General features: G+C 64.7%; 17 protein-coding genes and 1 pseudogene. 8 read left to right on the top strand and 10 right to left on the bottom strand.

Features of this window, described 5'->3' with window-relative positions:
- The first annotated feature begins 15 nt into the window (after positions 1-15).
- The 4 genes from AAE027_RS10965 to AAE027_RS10950 all read left to right on the top strand — a co-directional run bounded on the left by AAE027_RS10965 (position 16) and on the right by AAE027_RS10950 (position 3,781).
- On the top strand, positions 16-471 hold the full coding sequence (locus AAE027_RS10965) for a cupredoxin domain-containing protein (RefSeq protein ID WP_370988031.1): 456 nt from the start codon (positions 16-18) through the stop codon (positions 469-471).
- 15 nt (positions 472-486) lie between these two features.
- Positions 487-789, top strand: a complete 303-nt coding sequence (locus tag AAE027_RS10960; protein WP_128935888.1) for a copper-binding protein — start codon at positions 487-489, stop codon at positions 787-789.
- A gap of 355 nt (positions 790-1,144) precedes the next feature.
- Positions 1,145-3,286 carry a flagellar biosynthesis protein FlhA gene (gene flhA / locus AAE027_RS10955; protein ID WP_176945463.1) on the top strand — a complete coding sequence of 714 codons (2,142 nt, stop codon included), beginning with the start codon at positions 1,145-1,147 and terminating at the stop codon, positions 3,284-3,286.
- 294 nt (positions 3,287-3,580) lie between these two features.
- The gene (locus AAE027_RS10950; RefSeq protein ID WP_128935890.1) at positions 3,581-3,781 is read left to right on the top strand and encodes a hypothetical protein; all 201 of its coding nucleotides are present in this window, start codon (positions 3,581-3,583) and stop codon (positions 3,779-3,781) included.
- Between the two features lie 302 nt (positions 3,782-4,083).
- Here the strand turns inward: AAE027_RS10950 and AAE027_RS10945 are convergent, their stop codons facing one another.
- The 6 genes from AAE027_RS10945 to fliI form a co-directional block, all read right to left on the bottom strand.
- Positions 4,084-5,304 (bottom strand): NAD(P)/FAD-dependent oxidoreductase, encoded by a 1,221-nt coding sequence (locus AAE027_RS10945; protein WP_370988030.1) that lies wholly within the window; start codon positions 5,302-5,304, stop codon positions 4,084-4,086.
- A 116-nt stretch (positions 5,305-5,420) separates the two neighbouring features.
- Entirely contained in the window at positions 5,421-6,380 is a 960-nt protein-coding gene (locus tag AAE027_RS10940) for a helix-turn-helix transcriptional regulator (protein ID WP_370988029.1), read from the bottom strand.
- A gap of 234 nt (positions 6,381-6,614) precedes the next feature.
- Entirely contained in the window at positions 6,615-7,682 is a 1,068-nt protein-coding gene (locus tag AAE027_RS10935) for an anti-sigma factor domain-containing protein (RefSeq protein WP_370988247.1), read from the bottom strand.
- A gap of 182 nt (positions 7,683-7,864) precedes the next feature.
- A complete protein-coding gene (locus AAE027_RS10930; RefSeq protein WP_370988028.1) occupies positions 7,865-8,410 on the bottom strand; it encodes a sigma-70 family RNA polymerase sigma factor in 546 nt (181 codons plus the stop codon).
- A gap of 318 nt (positions 8,411-8,728) precedes the next feature.
- Positions 8,729-9,148, bottom strand: coding sequence for a flagellar export protein FliJ (fliJ, locus tag AAE027_RS10925; protein WP_370988027.1), 420 nt, complete (start codon positions 9,146-9,148; stop codon positions 8,729-8,731).
- A gap of 121 nt (positions 9,149-9,269) precedes the next feature.
- Complete coding sequence (fliI, locus tag AAE027_RS10920; RefSeq protein WP_091883920.1) at positions 9,270-10,595, bottom strand: flagellar protein export ATPase FliI; 1,326 nt, start codon at positions 10,593-10,595, stop codon at positions 9,270-9,272.
- Between the two features lie 416 nt (positions 10,596-11,011).
- Between fliI and ctrA the strand changes: the two genes are divergently transcribed.
- The 4 genes from ctrA to AAE027_RS10900 all read left to right on the top strand — a co-directional run bounded on the left by ctrA (position 11,012) and on the right by AAE027_RS10900 (position 13,909).
- Positions 11,012-11,713 (top strand): response regulator transcription factor CtrA, encoded by a 702-nt coding sequence (gene ctrA, locus AAE027_RS10915; RefSeq protein ID WP_016848562.1) that lies wholly within the window; start codon positions 11,012-11,014, stop codon positions 11,711-11,713.
- Between the two features lie 163 nt (positions 11,714-11,876).
- Positions 11,877-12,281: a DUF350 domain-containing protein gene (locus tag AAE027_RS10910; protein ID WP_130217761.1), complete on the top strand. Its 405-nt coding sequence runs from the start codon at positions 11,877-11,879 to the stop codon at positions 12,279-12,281.
- Between the two features lies 1 nt (position 12,282).
- Positions 12,283-12,690 carry a hypothetical protein gene (locus AAE027_RS10905; protein WP_370988026.1) on the top strand — a complete coding sequence of 136 codons (408 nt, stop codon included), beginning with the start codon at positions 12,283-12,285 and terminating at the stop codon, positions 12,688-12,690.
- Between the two features lie 58 nt (positions 12,691-12,748).
- Positions 12,749-13,909 carry a glutathionylspermidine synthase family protein gene (locus AAE027_RS10900; protein WP_370988025.1) on the top strand — a complete coding sequence of 387 codons (1,161 nt, stop codon included), beginning with the start codon at positions 12,749-12,751 and terminating at the stop codon, positions 13,907-13,909.
- A gap of 171 nt (positions 13,910-14,080) precedes the next feature.
- Here AAE027_RS10900 and AAE027_RS10895 read toward each other — a convergent pair whose 3' ends face one another.
- The 4 genes and pseudogenes from AAE027_RS10895 to AAE027_RS10880 all read right to left on the bottom strand — a co-directional run.
- On the bottom strand, positions 14,081-14,953 hold the full coding sequence (locus AAE027_RS10895; protein ID WP_370988024.1) for a CheR family methyltransferase: 873 nt from the start codon (positions 14,951-14,953) through the stop codon (positions 14,081-14,083).
- Entirely contained in the window at positions 14,950-16,137 is a 1,188-nt protein-coding gene (locus AAE027_RS10890; protein WP_370988023.1) for a protein-glutamate methylesterase/protein-glutamine glutaminase, read from the bottom strand. Before AAE027_RS10890 ends, AAE027_RS10895 begins: the two co-directional genes overlap by 4 nt.
- 75 nt (positions 16,138-16,212) lie before the next feature.
- Positions 16,213-16,578 (bottom strand): response regulator, encoded by a 366-nt coding sequence (locus AAE027_RS10885; protein WP_007600538.1) that lies wholly within the window; start codon positions 16,576-16,578, stop codon positions 16,213-16,215.
- 71 nt (positions 16,579-16,649) lie between these two features.
- Positions 16,650-16,727 (bottom strand): annotated as a pseudogene (locus AAE027_RS10880) (chemotaxis protein CheW); the annotation flags it as partial.

The raw sequence follows: 16,727 nt of genomic DNA, 5'->3' as shown, positions 1-16,727 counted from the left end.
CAACTGGAGACTACAATGAAGAAGACCGTCACATTCGTCCTCGCGCTGGCAACGCTCTCGATCTCGTCCGCCGGTGCGCACGAAAATCACGGCCATACGTCCTTTTCAGCGGGCGAGCCCGGCGATCCCAAAAAGCCGGCGCGCACCATCGAGATCGCGCTGAGCGAGATGTCGTACGAGCCGTCGAACATCAACGTGAAGCGCGGCGAGCAGATCCGCTTCGTGCTGCGCAATGTCGGCAAGGAGGACCACGAGTTTCTACTCGCCACACCCAAGGAGAATCTCGCGCATGCCGAGGTGATGAAGAAGCATCCGCACATGGAGCATGACGATCCGAACGGAGTGCGGCTTGCCCCGAACAAGACGGCCGAGATCGTCTGGAAATTCACCAAGGCCGGCACGTTCGAATTTTCGTGCCTGATTCCCGACCACCGCGACTACGGCATGGTCGGCCACGTCACCGTGAAGTAAGCAATGGAGACCCCCATGAACCGCATCATCCGTATCACTGCTGCGCTGGCGCTGACGTTAGGCGTTGCCACTGGAGCTCTGGCAGCCGGGGCGGCCTCGATCAGCGGCGAGGTCAAGAAGATCGACGAGGGCGCCGGCAAGATCACGCTCAAGCACGGACCTGCGAAGAGCCTCGGCATGGAAGAACCCATGACCATGGTCTACCGCGTCAAGGACACCGCGATGCTGAAGCAGGTGAAGGTCGGCGACAAGGTGACCTTCGAGGCCGAGGAGGCCGCTTCGGGGTACACGGTGACGAAGATGGAGAAGGCGAAGTAGGCGACCGCTCTTCAGCCGTCATTCCGGGGCGCGCCTCTTGGCGCGAGCCCGGAATCCATTTCCCCACAACACCTGCAGCACGATGGATTCCGGGTTCGCCCTTCGGGCGCCTCGGAATGACAACCCTTGGTGGCCCGAAACACCCGCCCCGCGCTCCTGCCCCACCCCGTTAACCCTTTGCTAACCATACACCGGGCAAAAATTGCCGGGTGAAGTCGAGTGTCGTCAGCCGGGTAGAACGGGAGATCCCCCCGTGGACGCCAGTGCGGTGCCTCACTTTCGGAGCGGCGGCCCTTCGGCCGCCGCGCAGACGTTTGGGGCGCGCGGACGGCAGTCGCGCGGGGAGGCAGCTACCATGGTCGACGTCACCGCAGGACAGGGCGTAGGCGCAGCAAGGCCCTCGATTCCCTCCCTCAACGAGATCGTCACCATCCTCAAGCGCGGCGACATCGCGCTGGCGCTCGGCATCCTCACCATCCTGGTGGTGCTGATCCTTCCCCTGCCCGCGATCGTGCTGGATCTGTTCCTGGCGATCTCGATCACGCTCTCGATCCTGATCCTGATGACGTCGCTGTTCATTCAGGCGCCACTGGAATTCTCCGCCTTCCCGACCATCCTCCTGATCTCGACCATGCTGCGCCTGTCGCTCAACATGGCCTCGACCCGGCTGATCCTGTCGCACGGGCACGAGGGCACGGCTGCCGCCGGTCACGTTATCGAAGCCTTCGGCAGCTTCGTGATGGGCGGCAATTTCGTCATCGGTATCATCGTCTTCGCCATCCTGATCATCGTCAACTTCGTCGTCATCACCAAGGGTTCGGGCCGTATCGCTGAAGTTGCCGCCCGCTTCCACCTCGACGCCATGCCCGGCAAGCAGATGGCGATCGATGCCGATCTCTCCGCCGGTCTGATCGACGAGAAGGTCGCCAAGGAGCGGCGCAAGGAGTTGGAGGACGAGAGCGGCTTCTTCGGCGCCATGGACGGTGCCTCCAAGTTCGTCCGCGGCGATGCCATCGCCGGCCTGCTGATCGTCTTCATCAATGTCGTCGGCGGCATGATCATCGGCGTGGCGCAGCAGGGCATGTCCTTTGCCGACGCCGGCCGCAGCTACACGCTCCTGACCGTCGGTGACGGCCTCGTCACCCAGGTGCCAGCGCTGATCGTCTCGACCGCGGCCGGCCTGCTCGTCTCCAAGGCCGGCGTCTCCGGCGCCGCCGACAAGGCGCTGATGAAGCAGTTCTCCGGCTATCCGCAGGCCCTGGCCATGTCCTCGGCGGTGATGCTGGTGCTGGCGGCCCTGCCGGGCATTCCGACCATCCCCTTCCTCGCGCTCGGCGCCGGCGCCGGCGCGCTGGCCTGGCACGCCCGCAACCACAAGAAGACTGCCGTCAAGGCCGAGGAAGCCGCCAAGGCCGCGCCTGCTCCAGGCATGCCGGGTGCGCCGGGCGCGGCTGCGGCCGAAGAGCCGATCTCGGCGGCGCTCAAGATCGACGACCTCAAGATCGAGCTCGGCTATGCTCTGCTGCCGCTGGTCAACGGCCCCGATGGCACCGACCGCCTCACCGAGCAGATCAAGGCGCTGCGCCGTTCGCTCGCGATCGAGATGGGCTTCGTGATGCCGGCGGTGCGCATCCTCGACAACGTCCAGCTCGAGGCCAACACCTACATCATCAAGATCAAGGAGGTCGACGCCGGCACCGGCAAGATCTGGCCGAACCAGTTCATGGTCATGGACCCCGGCGGCAGCCAGGTGCAGGTGCCCGGCATCCACACCACAGAGCCGACCTTCGGCCTGCCCGCGACCTGGGTCGACGCCAGCCTCAAGGAAGAGGCCTCGCTCAAGGGCTACACCGTGGTCGACGCGGCGACCGTGCTCTCGACCCATCTCACCGAGCTGCTCAAGGCCAACATGTCGGACCTGCTCTCCTATGGCGAGGTGCAGAAGCTGCTCAAGGAGCTGCCGAAGGAGCAGAGCGAGCTGGTCAAGGATATCGTGCCGGGACAGGTCACGGTCTCCGGCATCCAGCGCGTGCTGCAGCTCCTGCTCGCCGAGCGGATCTCGATCCGCGACCTCTCGACCATCCTCGAAGGCATCGCCGACTCGCTCGCCTTCTCGCGCAATCCCGCGACCATGGTCGAGCATGTCCGCGCCCGGCTGGCGCGGCAGATCTGCGCGCAGAACACCTCCTACAACGGCTATCTGCCGCTGATCGCGCTGTCGGCGCGGTGGGAGCAGGCCTTCGCCGAATCCATCATCGGCCAGGGCGAGGAGCGCAGCCTCGCCATGCAACCTTCGAAACTGTCGGAGTTCATGACCGCCGTGCGCGAGGCGTTCGAGCGTGCCGCCCGCGAAGGCGAGGCGCCGGTGCTGGTGACCTCTGCCGCAATTCGTCCGTTCGTGCGTTCCCTGGTGGAACGGTTCCGAGCCCAGACCACCGTGCTGTCGCAGGCCGAAATCCACCCTAGGGCGAGGTTGAAAACGGTCGGAAGCATCTGATTTGCCTTAAGAAGCCGTGTGTTTTTCGGCCACAGGCAAATGGTTTTTGAGTTCCTGGCGCGTTGTGGACCAAGCATCGAAAAGGCAACCCGCAGGCACATTACATCTTTGAAATAATTATATAATCGAACGATCCAGGGACGTTTTTGATCGCGACGTTTCACGTCCTTTCACGCCCTTGTGATGGCCTCTTGGGAACGAATCCTCCCAATACTAGGTTGTTGGGCACCGGAAGCATGAACCGGCCTGAAAGGGCGGGCGACTACTTCGGGTAGATGGCGGCAGGAGGCTTCCATGAACCACTCGATCTACAGCGCTGATCGCGCGACCCATTTGAAGATTGTGGTCGTCGCCCTCGTCGCAGGGATCGCGGTGGCGGGTCTCGGCATCACGGCACGCACGGGTTCGGATGAAGGTCTGACCCAGACCGCCCGCGTCATCAAGGCCGACAAGCCGGTCGTTATCACCAGTTCGAACGCGTCTCTCGTTCGCTAAGGAGATCTGACGAGTTTTGTGAATTCACGCGGCTCTTTACCAGCCCCCCAAAGTCGCCACGTGGATATGTAGACGACCCCAACCCCAAGTCGACTACAGAAAGCGCCCGCCCCCCACGGGCGCTTTCTCACGTCTGGGGCATGTTTGCATAGCGGGTGTGGCGCCAGCAGTCCCACAAATTCCGCTGTCATTCCCCGCGGAGGCGGGGAATCCAGTACGCCGCGGCTTCTCCGTATCCCACTATTGTCTCTGGAATACTGGATCGCCCGCTTTCGCGGGCGATGACACCGAATCTTTGGCCACTACCGCCCCCCATAAGTCGGCGGCGGCGCCTGTACCGTCGGCGCGGCGGCAGCGAAGAGCTCGTCCGTGCTGCCGGTGAGCGGCGGATAGATACGCCTGCGGTTGATCGTCTCCTTGGTCGCCTTTGCCGCCGCGCCGGTGGCGCGCACCTCGCGGTCCCAGCCTTCGGTATAAAGCGCGCCCCAGCCGCCGAGATCGAGCACGGTCACGTACCAGTCGATCCGCAGCGGCAGCATCGGCAGGCCGGCGAGATCGGCCACCACGTTGTGGCCGGCGAAGCGGCCCATGGGCCGCGCGAACTGACAGGACATCACGGTCGGATGCAGCCCGTCGATCACGCTCGAGGCAACGTCGCCGGCCGCGAACACGCCGCCGACATCCGCAACCCGCATGAAGGGATCAACCAGAATGCGCCCGAGGCGATCGCGCGCGTCCGGAAAGCTCGCCGTTAAGGGGCTTGCACGCATCCCTGCGCACCAGATCACCGTCTGCGTCGCAATGAACTCGCCCGAGTTCAGGTGCATACCGGCGGCCTCCACGGAGACCACACGCACGCCGAGGCGTGTCTCGACGTCGAGCGACGACAATGCCGTCTCGATCACGGGGCGCGCGTGCGCGCCAATGGTGGCGCCGACCGCCGGATTGGGATCGACGAGAATGATGCGACGGCTGCCGCTGATGCCCGCACGCGCGAGCCTGGCCGGCATCTCGGCCGCGACCTCGATGCCGGTGAAGCCGGCGCCGACCACCACAACCGTCGCACGCCCCGGCGACGGGGCGCTGCGTCCGAGCGAGACGAGATGATCCCCAAGGCGAAGCGCCGCGGAATAGGTGTCGACGTCGAAGGCGTGGCCGGCAAGGCCTGGAATGTCCGGACGCATCACCTCGCTGCCGAGCGCCAGCACGAGGCGGTCATAGTGCAACGTCTCCTCGCCGCCGCTGGTGACCAGCGAGATTTCGCGATGTGCCGGATCGATGGCTTCAACCTCGCCGAGACCATGGCTGACGCCGATCGGATCGAGCAGTTGGGGCAGCGGTAGCGCAACCTCGCCGAGGTCGACCTCGTAATTGCGCACGCGGATGTTGTGATAGGGATTGCGGTCGATGACGCGGATCTCGATGTCCCGCCCGCTCGCGCCGATCTCGTCGCGCTTGCGCGCAGCACCGATGGCCGCCCACAGGCCTGCAAACCCGGCGCCGAGCACGACGATACGCGCCATGTCCGCCTACACTACTTTCCAAAGCAATCCCGCGGTCTGCCCGCGCAGGTAGATATAGCTCAACAGCCCGCATCGACCAACTACGGCAGCGCCGCACCGCTGCACAAAATCGCGACTTACGCCTCGCGCAGCTCCGACGGCGTCGCGCTAAAACGCTTGCGAAAGGCGCGATTGAAATAGGACAGATCGGCGAAGCCCGAGGCGTGCGCGATGTCGCTGATCTTGCGCGCTCTGGCGCGGGGATCGCCGAGCAGCTTGCGGGCGTGGAGCAGGCGCTGCTCCAGCACGAATTCGGTGAAGGTCGTGCCGGCTTGCTCGAACAGGCGCTGCGCCTGGCGCGGGCTGAGGCCCGAGCGCGTCGCGATCTCGGACAGGCAGAGATCGTTGCGGCCGAGTGCGGCCATCACGTCGGCGCGCATGAGATCGAGACGCGCCGCGGCATGCCCGCGTCCGCGCGCAAGGCCGGCATGCTCGGCGTCGGTCCCGAGCAGGAGGCCGACGAGATCGACCATGTGTTGCGCGGTCAGACGCTGGCCGACGGCATCGAGATGCGGCGCCTGATTGGCGGCGAGCGCATGGTAGCGGAAGATGGTCTCGGCGACCGCGCCGTCGGACAGCACCTGCGACAGCTTGTCCTCCGCGCGCGGATTGATGTCGAGCAGCGCGCGGCGCGGCATGCGGATGGTGGTGAAGCGCTCCTCGTCGGTGTGGCCGACGGTGCCAGTGATGCTCATGTCGACGAGCACCATCTGCGCCGGCGCGAGCTCGACGGTATGACCGTTCTGCCCGACGCGGACGAGGCCCGCGTGTCCCGCGATCAGCACGAGATCGTCGCTGCCGTCGGCAAGGTGGCTCTGCGTGCGTGAATATTGTGCGGAAGCGCCTTCGGGAATGGCGAGCGCAATGTTGTCGACGACGCTGACCTGGATCCGGCAGTCGATGCTCTCGCCCTGGCTCGGGCCGATATCGAGGCCGCAGGGCCCGAAGGCCCGCTCGCGCCAATGCTCGAACGCCGCACCCTGCGGCAGGCCTGCATATTGGTGAACGAAGATGCCTGGCGTTCTCGCTGCATCCATCTGATTTCTAGCCCCTCTCCGGCACCATGATCGGCGGCGCCGACTGCAAATTCCGGGGATTTGACGCCGCCAAGTGCAGGCAGGTTCAAATCGGGGGCGGATTCGGCGGGACTTGTCGGAATGCGACGGCGGGGTGGACCGTGGCGACAATTTTTGCTCGTAGCCCGCATGGAGCAGAGCGGAATGCGGGACGGTGGACCCGGATTGCGCTGCGCTCCATCCGGGCTACGACACCTACTTCTTCGCTGGCGCCGGCGGCTGCGTTGGCGGCACGGTCTCGATCAGCTTGCCGGAAAACACCGGCGCCGAGGTCGGCTGGCCGTTGGGCGAACCGCCGGCCTGCTCGACCGTGACGGCGTAGGTCGCACCGTTGACGACGTCGGAATCGTAGGAAGCGAGCAGCGGACGTGCGGTGAAATCGCTCGCACCGATCACGCCGAGCGAACGCGGCCGCGGCAGCTTGTCGGAGATCAGCCAAAGCTCGAAGCTCTTGCCGGGCTCCGGGGTCGCCCCGACCTTTCGTACCGTGAAATTCCGCGTCGCACCGTCGACCGTGAGGATGAAGGCGGGGCCGCCACCCTGGCCCTGCAGCAGGGCAACATATTGCGCGGAGGCGGTGAGCGGGGCGGCCGGTGTCTTCACTTCCACCGTCTGGATGCGTGGCGCAGGACGCAAGGCGCCCGGCAGTGCATCAGGCAGGAAGATCTGAAGCGACAGCGTCACGAGCAGCGCGGCCGCAAGTGCGCCAACGGCGGATGCGATGTTGCGCCAGCGCTTCACGCGCCCCTCGAGACGGATCACATTGCCATCGTCGACGACCGGCGCTTGCGGCGCGTGCACGACGTTGAGATCCGGGGCATGGACCTGCGGGATAAACTGCGGCGCGATGTCCGGGATGGCATCGGGCTCGGGACGCGACGGCTGCGGCTGCTCCGCTTCGGGTTGCTGCGGCTCCGGCGACTGCACGCCCTTCGTCGCGGATTCCGATGACGCAGTCTCCGGCGAGGGCAATTCCGGTATGGGCGGAGGTGGCGGCGGCGAAGCCTCGGCAAGCGCAGGCGGCTCCTGCGCAAGGACAGTGCGCGCGATCTCGGACCTGATGTTCTCCCACACGATCGGACGCGGTTCGACCGAGCCGACCATCTGGTTGAGGACGCCGAGCCGATGGGCCCAGGCCTGCACGATTTCGGCGAACGCCTCATCCACCGCCATCATGGTCTCGACCTGCGCGCGCTCGTCGGCGTCGAGCGTACCGAGCGCATATTCCGCGGCGAGCGCGATATGGTCCTCCGTGTAGGCCATCACTGTCCTTCACCTCTCCCGAAGGGAGAGGTCGGATCGCATCGCAAGATGCGGTCCGGGTGAGGGGTTACGCTCTCGCGGAAGATCTGCGGCCCCTCACCCGGCGCTCCGCGCCGACCTCTCCCCAACGGGGAAAGGTGGACAGTCGTTGCCGCGCTGGATTCTGCCACTCTCATCATCTTCTAAAGTCCGAGGCACTCGCGGATATCCAGCATGCTGCGCCGGAGCCACGTCTTCACCGTGTTGACGGGCGCGGCGAATTTCTCCGCCAATTGCTCGCGGCTCCAGCCGTTGTAATAGGCGAGAAGCACGAGGCGCTGGCGATCCGGCTCGAGCCGGCCGATACATTCCAGGAGCCGCTTCAACTCCTCGGTCATCTCCCTCCGCGCCAGCGGATCGGGACTGTCGGCTGCCACCTCCATCGCCTGAGGCTCTTCCTCGATTGAGACTTCCGATTTCTTGCGCACGATGTCGATCGCACGGTTGCGCGCGATCGACGCCATCCACGTGATCGGCGAGGACATGGCCGGATTGAACTGGCCGGCGTTGTTCCAGATCTTGACGTAGGTCTCTTGAATGACCTCCTCTGAAAGATCCTGACGGCGCAAGATACGGAGCACGACGCCATAAAGTTTCGCGCGCGTGGCGACGTAGAGCCGCTCGAATGCGGCCTGATCGCCCTTCGCCACCGCCTCAATCAGCCCGACCAGCTCTGCCGGCGTCAGCATTCAGCCCCCTGAAACGCGGCCCGTCGCTTCCCTTCACCTCTCCCCGACGGGGAGAGGTCGATTTGCGCAGCAAATCGGGTGAGGGGGCGCAGGACTAACGGGAGACCGTCACCCCTCACCCGGCGCTCCGCGCCGACCTCTCCCAAGGGAGAGGTGGGCACCGCCGTCGCTGGCACAGCATTCATTCCCGCTACCATAGCGCGCGACAAAGCCGACCACCAAGCGGCGCGGCGCCACACTGTGGACAGCACATACGAAAACCCGGACCTTGCGGGTCCGGGTTTTGCAGATTTCTCGGCGATCTGGCTGCTGGCGCCGTTAGGCGACGGCGCCGATGCGGGCGCGCATCAGGCCGATGCTGTCGAGGTCGGCCTGCTCGCGGGCGTTCTCTTCGGCCCGTTCGCGGGCCTGGTCGCGCTCGTCCAGCAGCTCGACCTTCTTCAGCTCCTCGAAGGCCTCGGCCAACGCGGTCTTGGCTTCATCGAGCTGGCCCTTGAGCTCGTCGGCCGAGCGGGTCAGGTTCTCGCGGCGCTGGATCGCGGCCTTGGCATAGGTCGGGTAGGCGAAGTGCGAGGGATCGTTGATCCCGGCACGCTCCTGCTCGGTCTGGATCTCGCGCTCGAGATCGACCGACATCCGCTGGAAGTCAGCGATCATGGTCTCGATCTGGGTGACCCGGCGGCGCTTCTCGTCGACCTGAAACTTCTTCAGGCGGATGAGGGTATCACGTGACTTCATCGACTCGTACTCCCCAGAAGTCCCCTCGCTGCACGTGGGACGGCACCGGTCTGCCCACAGGCCCGATTGCGGCCAAGACCGGCTCTGCTACTCTGTGGGATCGGATGATGAACTGACAAAGTTAGCGTTCCGTTTCCAAATCACCGAGGATTTGCGCCAACTGGCGATAGCCGTCCGCGAGTGATGCATTTTCATCCTTGCGCTGGCGCAGGAAGGCCTCCAGCGGCTCATGCAGGCGGATCGCCTCGTCGACCTCGGGGCTGGAGCCGGCCCGGTAGGCGCCGAGCCGGATCAATTCCTCCATGTCGGCATAGGTCGCCATCACCTGCCGTGCCCGCTGGATGGTCGGCCAGAATTGCGGATCGGCCGATTTCGGCATGGTGCGGGAGACGGATTTGAGGATGTTGATGGCGGGGTAGCGGCCGCGCTCGGCGATCGAGCGCTGCATCACGATATGGCCGTCGAGGATGCCGCGGACGGCGTCCGCAATCGGCTCGTTATGGTCGTCGCCGTCGACCAGCACCGTGAAGATCGCCGTGATGGCGCCCTCCCCCAGGCCCGGTCCGGCGCGCTCCAAAAGCTTCGGCAGCTCCGTGAACACGGTCGGCGTGTAGCCCTTGGCGGTCGGCGGCTCGCCAGCGGACAAACCGATCTCGCGCTGGGCCATGGCAAAGCGCGTCACCGAGTCCATCAGGCACAGCACGTCCTTGTCCTCGTCGCGAAAATACTCGGCGACCGCGAGCGTCAGATACGCGGCCTGGCGGCGCATCAGCGCCGGCTCGTCCGAGGTGGCGACCACCACGACGGACCGGGCAAGGCCCTCCTCGCCGAGGTCGTCCTGCAAGAATTCCTGCACCTCGCGGCCGCGTTCGCCGATCAGCCCGATGACGCTCACCGCCGCATCGACGTTGCGCGCCAGCATCGAGAGCAGCACCGACTTGCCGACGCCGGAGCCAGCGAAGATACCCATGCGCTGGCCGCGACAGCAGGTGAGGAAGGTGTTCATCGCGCGCACGCCGAGATCGAGCGGGGCGCCGACGCGCTTGCGCGAATGCGCGGGCGGCGGCGTATTGCGGAACGGCATCGGCGAGGAACCTTGCGGCAACGGCCCCTTGCCGTCGATCGGCTCGCCCAGCGCATTGACGACGCGGCCGAGCCAGGCCGCTGACGGTCGCACTTGATTGGCGGCATTGGCGATGACCGCCTTGCAGCCGCGGCGCACGCCATCGAGACCGGCGAACGGCATCACGACGGCGTTGTTGCCGGAGAAGCCGATCACCTCGCAGGGAATCGAGCGGTTGGCGCCGGTTTCGATCACCAGCCGCGCGCCGACCGACATGGCGTGAATGGGACCGGCCACCTCGACCATCAGGCCGCGCACGCCGACCACGCGGCCATAAATGTTGATGCCGTCGATGTCGCCGATCTGTTCGGCAAGAGCCTTCATCGGTGAGCCTTCATTAAGGGGCGCGCCTAGGTCATCCGGGACTTCACGGTGAAACTCTTAAGTTTCGCCATATTTCTGAACGGCGCTTAACTTCGTGTTTACCCGCATCATTAATCATTGCGTCACTGTCTTTGAAACTGAGCGTGACTTCCCTTCAGAAGAAGGCTGAGTCGCGGGAGTCGGTTAGGTCCGTCTCTTAAAGTGGAGCTTGAACGGAATCGGGTGACGAAAGCTGCTTCGTACGCAAGACCTTAGGGCGATTCGACAAAAATTGCACCGGGGGGACTTGCGTTCCAGAATCAGAGTTTGTTAACCATCTGTTGTCAGGATCCGAATCAGTTGTTCAAAGGCGTTTTGTTGAGTGCCGCGAATGCGGCCGACCTGACGCCCAGGAGCGGCGACTATGGGGAACTGGCATGCGCGTTTTGCTGATTGAAGATGACAGCGCCGTCGCGCAGTCGATCGAGCTGATGTTGAAGTCGGAAAGCTTCAACGTCTACACGACCGATTTGGGGGAAGAAGGCGTCGATCTCGGTAAACTATACGATTACGACATTATTCTCCTCGACCTCAACCTGCCCGACATGTCCGGCTACGACGTGCTCAAGCAGCTCCGGGTCTCCAAGATCAAGACACCTATCCTGATCCTCTCCGGCCTCGCCGGCATCGAGGACAAGGTCAAAGGTCTCGGCGTCGGCGCCGACGACTACATGACCAAGCCCTTCCACAAGGACGAGCTGGTGGCGCGCATCCACGCGATCGTGCGCCGCTCCAAGGGCCATGCCCAGTCGGTCATCCAGACCGGCGACCTCGTCGTCAACCTCGACACCAAGACGGTGGAAGTCGGCGGCCAGCGCGTGCATCTGACCGGCAAGGAATATCAGATGCTGGAGCTGCTCAGCTTGCGCAAAGGCACGACCCTCACCAAGGAAATGTTCCTCAACCATCTCTATGGCGGCATGGACGAGCCGGAGCTGAAGATCATCGACGTCTTCATCTGCAAGCTCCGCAAGAAGCTCGCCAACGCTTCCGAGGGCCGCAACTTCATCGAGACCGTGTGGGGCCGCGGCTACGTGCTGCGCGAGCCGCATGAGGCCGACGAGCGCATCCCCGCCTGATCCTGGGTTTACGTCGCGAGCCCCTCGGGGCTCGCTCCTCCCAGCCTGGACCCCCGCCGCAAATGGCGGGGTTTTGTTTTTTGGGGACGCCTCATACGAAGCTTAATGTTTGAACCGCTACCCTCCGCCAGCCGACGAATGGTCGCTGCACGATGGGGGAACGATGATCCTGCAATCACTCGCCGGCCTGCCCGCCTTCCTGGTCTATTTCTGCACCGGGCTGATCGCGATCGTGGCCTATCTGTTCGTCTACACCCGCATCACGGCGCATAACGAATTTCAGCTGATCCGCGACAATGAGCCGGCCGCGGCGATCGCGCTCGGCCTCAGCCTGCTCGGTTTCGTCGCGCCGCTGGTCAGCGCCATCGCGCATTCGGCCAACGTGCTGGACTGCCTGATCTGGGCGACGATCGCGCTGGTCGTGCAGGTCATCGTGTTCTTCCTCGTGAAGGTCCCGGTGCCGAACCTGTCGGCGCGGATCTCTGCCGGCGAGCTTGCCCCGTCGATCTGGCTCGGTCTGTCCTCGCTCGCCGCGGGCCTGCTGAACGCCGCCTGCATGATCTACTGACATGGCCGACAAATCCTCCAAAAAGGAGTTCGGCAAGCGCCGGCCGGTGACCGAGCCACCGCCTCCGCGGCCACCGATGAAGCGCTCCGGCCATGTTGCGCTGCTGGTGATGGGCACGCTCGCGGTCGGTACAACCGCCTACACGATGATGCCGCGGCAGACCTGCGAGCCGCCTCCTCCCGGGGCGACAGTTTCCGGAACGGAGACGCCGGCACAGGTGAGCACCGCGTGCAGCAGCAGAAGCAGCTCCTCCAGTGGGAGCAGCTCGCGCTGGTCGTCGCGATCGAGTTTCTTCAGCAGCGATTCCTCGAGCCATTCCTCGTCGGGAACATCCTCCGATTCTGGCCACAGCAGCGTGAGCCGCGGCGGCTTCGGCTCGTTCGGCCATGGCTTCTCGGGCGGCGGCTAGCGCATGATCCGGAAAAGTGGCCACCGGTTTTCCGGCAAGATCATGCGCAGGAAATAACATGCAACGTATCGTTTGTCTCGAGCGCGACGACTGGCGAGAGACCGCAGCGCAATGCGGCTTCGTCTTCCACACCATCGACGGCGAACGCTATTGGGACGAGCGCGCCTATTACGGCTTCACGCTCGAGGAGATCGAGCGCGGCATCGAGACGCCGACCGGCGAGATCGACGCCATGTGCCTGGAGCTGGCCGGCCGCGTCATCGGCGACGAGCGCTACTTGCGCCGTTTGAAGATTCCGGAAGCATTCTGGAGCTTGATCGCCGAGAGCTGGAAGCGCAACGACCGCAGCCTCTACGGCCGGCTCGACCTGAAATTCGACGGCAATGGTCTGGCAAAACTGCTCGAATACAATGCGGACACGCCGACCTCGATCTTCGAGGCTGCGGTGTTTCAATGGACCTGGCTCGAACAGGCGATCGAACGCCGCATGATCCCGGCGCGCGCCGATCAATTCAACTCGATCCATGAGCGGCTGATCGCGGCGTGGAAAGAGATCGCCGCCGGCCGCCAAGTCCATCTCACCGGCATCACCGGCAATGAGGAAGACGCCGGCACGCTCGCTTATCTCGAAGACACCGCACGCCAGGCGGGGCTTTCGACCAGGCTGCTCGACATCGAACAGGTCGGCTGGCGCGATGAAGGTGGCGGCTTCGTCGATCTCGACGATTGCGATATCGCGCTGGCCTTCAAGCTCTATCCCTGGGAGTGGATGTTCCACGACACCTTCGGCGCAAAGCTCAAGGACGCACCGACACGCTGGATCGAGCCGCAGTGGAAAGCCGTGCTCTCCAACAAGGGCATCCTGCCGTTGCTGTGGGAGATGTTTCCGAACCATCCCAATCTGCTGCCGGCCTTCTTCGAGGACGATCCGCGCGCCGCTGAACTCAGCACGTCCTATGTGCGTAAGCCGCTGCTGTCGCGCGAAGGCGCCAACGTCACGATCGTGTCGGGCGGCATGCCGCTCGACGAGCAGGAGGGTCCGTACGGTGCCGAAGGATTCGTGCGACAGGCTCTAGCACCGCTGCCGAATTTTTCGGGCTTCTACCCGGTGATTGGAAGCTGGCTGGTGAACCACGAGCCGTGCGGCCTGTCGATCCGCGAGGACGAGAGCCCGATCACGGGCAACCGCTCGCGCTTTCTGCCGCATGCGATTTTGTGAGAGATGCACTTCTTTCCTTCTCCCCTTGCGGGAGAAGGTGGCGCGAAGCGCCGGATGAGGGGTTCTATCCGCGCGCTTCAATGCGAGAGATTCGCTTGCGGAGAGAACCCCTCACCCGGCTTCGCTATTGCGAAGCCACCCTCTCCCACAAGGGGAGAGGGAAGAAGCACCTCACCGCGCCGCGGCGATCTTCAGCGGCTGCGGCATCAGCCCGCCCATGGGGCGGCCGGAGCGCGTGGGGTTGAGCTGGTAGAGACCGCGGCGCTCAGTGATGGGGCGGAACGCATCGGTGATGCCGACGACGGATTCGGCCGCGCCAAGCAGCAGCGTGCCGTCGGCTTCCAATCCCTTCGCCATCCGCTCGAAGATCACCGCCTTGGTGTCCTGGTCGAAATAGATCAGCACGTTGCGGCAGAAGATCACGTCGAACGTGCCGAGATGGGAGAAGTCCTGCAACAGATTGAGCTGGCGGAACTGCACCATCGCGCGAATGTCGGCATTGAGCTGCCAGACTTCGCCGACTTGCGTGAAGTACTTCATCAGGTGCTGGATCGGCAGGCCGCGCTGCACCTCGAACTGGCTGTAGACGCCGGCCTTGGATTTCTCCAGCACCTCCTGCGACAGGTCGGTGGCGACAATCTCGATGCGCCAGCCGGCGAAGGCCGCTCCCATCTCCTTCACGCACATTGCGATCGAATAGGGCTCCTGCCCCGTCGACGACGCCGCCGACCAGATGCGCAGCGATTTGCGCGCCGCGCGTGCCGGGATCAGCCCCGGCAGGATGGTATTGCGCAGATGATCGAACGGGATCTTGTCGCGGTAGAAGAAGGTTTCGTTGGTGGTCATCGCTTCGACCACGTCGGTCGCGAGCCGGCCGTCGCCGTTCGTGATCTTCAGCACGAGATCGGGAATGCCAGATAGGCTCGCCTTGCGGGCGAGCGGCAGCAGCCGGCTCTCGACCAGATATTGCTTGTCGGCGGACAGGTCGAGGCCGGAGCGCTCTTTCAGGAACTTGCGCAGATACTCGTAGTCGACCGGCGTCACGAGCGGTCTCCCGCGAACAGGCGATTGACCTTGGCGCCGATCTGGTTGAGCGGCAGGATCGCCGCGCAGATGCCGGCATTGGCGGCCGCGCCCGGCATGCCCCAGACCACGCTGGAAGCTTCGTCCTGCGCGATGACACTGCCACCGGCAGCGACGATGTCCTTGCCGCCGCGCATGCCGTCGGAGCCCATGCCCGTCAGGATCACGGAGAGGATGCCGCCGTGCCAGACGTCGATGGCGGAGGTGAAGAGCGGATCGACCGCGGGCTTGCAGAAATTGACGGCGGGGCCGTCGTCGAGCGCGATCACGGTGTCGGCGCCGCTGCGCACCACGCGCATGTGCTTGCCGCCGGGCGCCAGATAAATCCGTCCCGGCTTCACCGGCTCGCCGTCGATCGCCTCGGCTGCCGGCTTGCGGCTCGAACGCGCCAGATGCTCGGCAAGAATGGTGGTGAAGGTCGGCGGCATGTGCTGAGTGATCAGCACCGGGACGCGGTCGATCACCGGGCCGAGCTCGGTGACGAGTGCCATCAGCGCCTGGGGACCGCCGGTCGAGGAGCCGATCAGCAGCACCTTCGGCGTCTGGGTCGAGAACGGGCGCGTCGCCAGCGCTCCCGACGACGGCGGGGCCGGCGCAAGCGCGGCGGACCGCGCGACGGCTGGTGCACGTACGGCCGGAGCCGGGCTCGCGGGCGCCAGCGGCGGGCTCGCAACCGCGGGCTTCCTGCGCAGACGCGCGCCGAGGTGACGGATCTTCTGGATCAAATCGTGGTGGAAGGTGTCCGCGGCGGAGGCCTCGCGCGTCGACTCCGGCTTCGGAATGTAGTCGGCCGCGCCAAGCGACAGCGCCTTGAAGCTGATCTCCGCGTTACGGCGAGTCAGCGTCGAGGCCATGATGATGACGAGATCGCGCTTCTTCGCCAGCAGTTGCGGCAGCGCCGAGAGGCCGTCGAGCTCGGGCATTTCGATGTCGAGCACGGCGACATCGGGATTGATGCGTTCGATCTGGTTGACCGCCTCGAGCCCGGTGCGCAGCGAGGCCGCGACCTCCATGTCGTGCTCGGCGCCGATCCAGCGCGAGATCAGACCGCGGATGACAACGGAGTCGTCGACGATCATCACCCGCAGCGGCCCCGCTTCGCGCGACGAACCCATGGTCGAACTACCTGCGAACGCAGTACCCATTACTCACCAACTCAGACTGAAACGGTTCAGTTGAAAACCAGCGCCGAAGGATCCGTTCAGCCTCCGGGCGATCGCTCAGATAAGGCCGACTTCCTGGAATTTCGCCGTCACGATGTCCTTGTCGAAGGGCTTCATGATGTACTCGTTGGCGCCGGCGTGCAGCGCGCGCGCGATGTGCGCGACGTCGTTCTCGGTGGTGCAGAACACCACCTTGGGCTGGTCGCCGCCGGGCATGCGCCTGAGATGGCCGAGGAACTCGTAGCCATCCATCACGGGCATGTTCCAGTCGAGCAGCACCGCGTCGGGCAAGCCGCGCTTGCAGGCCTCCAGCGCCTTCTCACCGTCTTCGGCTTCGAGGATCTGGAAGTCGAGGCCCTCCAGGATCCGGCGCGCAACCTTGCGGATGACGCTGGAATCATCAACGACGAGACAAGTCCGCATGTGAACCTCTGCTTCCTCCCCTTTGCCGGGGCACTTCCAGTTGCAGGCCCGATGACGGCGATGCCGCCGTATCAGGCCGCCATCATCTCGGGCGCGAGCTCGAGGACGCGATCGACGTCGAGGACGACCATGAGCTGGCCGTCGAGGCG

Origin of the sequence: Bradyrhizobium sp. DN3 (assembly GCF_041357655.1) — a bacterium.
Classification (GTDB): Bacteria; Pseudomonadota; Alphaproteobacteria; order Rhizobiales; family Xanthobacteraceae; genus Bradyrhizobium.
The sequence above is the reverse complement of the archived record's forward strand: the minus strand, read 5'-3'. Positions and strand labels throughout refer to the sequence as shown.

Bases quoted from the DNA above. Each gene is read 5' to 3' on its own strand.
- AAE027_RS10965 (WP_370988031.1), top strand. From the start codon at position 16: ATGAAGAAGACCGTCACATTCGTCCTCGCGCTGGCAACGCTCTCGATC.
- AAE027_RS10960 (WP_128935888.1), top strand. From the start codon at position 487: ATGAACCGCATCATCCGTATCACTGCTGCGCTGGCGCTGACGTTAGGC.
- flhA (WP_176945463.1), top strand. From the start codon at position 1,145: ATGGTCGACGTCACCGCAGGACAGGGCGTAGGCGCAGCAAGGCCCTCG.
- AAE027_RS10950 (WP_128935890.1), top strand. From the start codon at position 3,581: ATGAACCACTCGATCTACAGCGCTGATCGCGCGACCCATTTGAAGATT.
- AAE027_RS10945 (WP_370988030.1), bottom strand. From the start codon at position 5,304: ATGGCGCGTATCGTCGTGCTCGGCGCCGGGTTTGCAGGCCTGTGGGCG.
- AAE027_RS10940 (WP_370988029.1), bottom strand. From the start codon at position 6,380: ATGGATGCAGCGAGAACGCCAGGCATCTTCGTTCACCAATATGCAGGC.
- AAE027_RS10935 (WP_370988247.1), bottom strand. From the start codon at position 7,682: ATGGCCTACACGGAGGACCATATCGCGCTCGCCGCGGAATATGCGCTC.
- AAE027_RS10930 (WP_370988028.1), bottom strand. From the start codon at position 8,410: ATGCTGACGCCGGCAGAGCTGGTCGGGCTGATTGAGGCGGTGGCGAAG.
- fliJ (WP_370988027.1), bottom strand. From the start codon at position 9,148: ATGAAGTCACGTGATACCCTCATCCGCCTGAAGAAGTTTCAGGTCGAC.
- fliI (WP_091883920.1), bottom strand. From the start codon at position 10,595: ATGAAGGCTCTTGCCGAACAGATCGGCGACATCGACGGCATCAACATT.
- ctrA (WP_016848562.1), top strand. From the start codon at position 11,012: ATGCGCGTTTTGCTGATTGAAGATGACAGCGCCGTCGCGCAGTCGATC.
- AAE027_RS10910 (WP_130217761.1), top strand. From the start codon at position 11,877: ATGATCCTGCAATCACTCGCCGGCCTGCCCGCCTTCCTGGTCTATTTC.
- AAE027_RS10905 (WP_370988026.1), top strand. From the start codon at position 12,283: ATGGCCGACAAATCCTCCAAAAAGGAGTTCGGCAAGCGCCGGCCGGTG.
- AAE027_RS10900 (WP_370988025.1), top strand. From the start codon at position 12,749: ATGCAACGTATCGTTTGTCTCGAGCGCGACGACTGGCGAGAGACCGCA.
- AAE027_RS10890 (WP_370988023.1), bottom strand. From the start codon at position 16,137: ATGGGTACTGCGTTCGCAGGTAGTTCGACCATGGGTTCGTCGCGCGAA.
- AAE027_RS10885 (WP_007600538.1), bottom strand. From the start codon at position 16,578: ATGCGGACTTGTCTCGTCGTTGATGATTCCAGCGTCATCCGCAAGGTT.